We start from the raw sequence: 951 nt of genomic DNA, 5'->3' as shown, positions 1-951 counted from the left end.
GGGTGGTGGGTTGCGTCGGGGTGACGGCGGGCGGGGTGATGATGGCCTGATAGATGGCCTGCAGGTCCACTTGACCTTGCTTGACCTTGTCCGGAGTGACGTAGTTGGCAATGATGGCCTGGCCCTGGCGGATGGCCTCCTCGGGCGTCAGGTCGACAGAGTTGCGGGCAAATATGTCGCCGACTTGGGTACGCTTGCTCAGATAGTCGCCCACCCATTTGTAGGGGTCGTTGGCGGGGGCGGCGGCCACATAGTCCTTGGCGCCCTGGATGACGGCCAGCACGAATTCGCCGCGGCTGACTCGCCCGGCATCGAGCTGCTGGCGCCAATAGTCCAGCCCGCCGGGGTCCACTTCGTCGCGCCCCAGGACGTTGCGGTACACGGCGCGGATGAGCGTCTCTGCGCTGTCGCTGGCGCGGAACAGGCCATACTGCAAGCCAGCTTGGTAGAACTGGTTGGCAATGTCGGCCAGCGCGGCCCGCTCGCTGACGCCGCGGGCCAGGGCGCTGCCCAGTTGTGCGGTCCAGTAGTCCAGAGGCCAGACTGCTCCGGCGCGCGATTAAAGTAGCCGATTTAGAGCTCGATGAGCTTGAGGCGCTGCTCGTTAGTGATAGGCATGTTTTCCTTCTGTTGGCGCGATTGATGCGGGGCACCGCCCACAGTGCCCCGCGTGAGTTTGCACAAACAGGATGTACCGCGCAAGGCGGCTGCGGCTTTTACGCTACGCCATGGGGTTGTCCAGTGACCAGCCCACCCACTCGGGTACGCGCGGGGGCGTGCCGACAAGGGTCGGGTCGATGGCCCGCCACGCGCCGCTGCGGTCGGCTAGGTGTGAGCCGTCAAGAGGTTGTTCCGAAGAACTGGAAGCTGTGACATAGGCGCGACGCGGCCTATGCCGTGGTGCGGGCGATGCCAGTTGTAGTGGTGCTGCCAGCTGTGAAGCGCTTGGCG

1 protein-coding gene and 1 pseudogene are annotated in these 951 nt (G+C 65.0%); both read right to left on the bottom strand.

The window, feature by feature from the left end; all coding sequences use genetic code 11:
• On the bottom strand, nucleotides 1-436 hold a 436-nt coding region (locus Tchar_RS13530; protein WP_144329492.1), incomplete at its 3' end, for a DUF4214 domain-containing protein.
• A 389-nt stretch (nucleotides 437-825) separates the two neighbouring features.
• Nucleotides 826-951 (bottom strand): annotated as a pseudogene (locus Tchar_RS13860) (IS481 family transposase); the annotation flags it as partial.

This window comes from Tepidimonas charontis, assembly GCF_007556685.1.
Taxonomy (GTDB): domain Bacteria; phylum Pseudomonadota; class Gammaproteobacteria; order Burkholderiales; family Burkholderiaceae_C; genus Tepidimonas; species Tepidimonas charontis.
The sequence above is the reverse complement of the archived record's forward strand: the minus strand, read 5'-3'. Positions and strand labels throughout refer to the sequence as shown.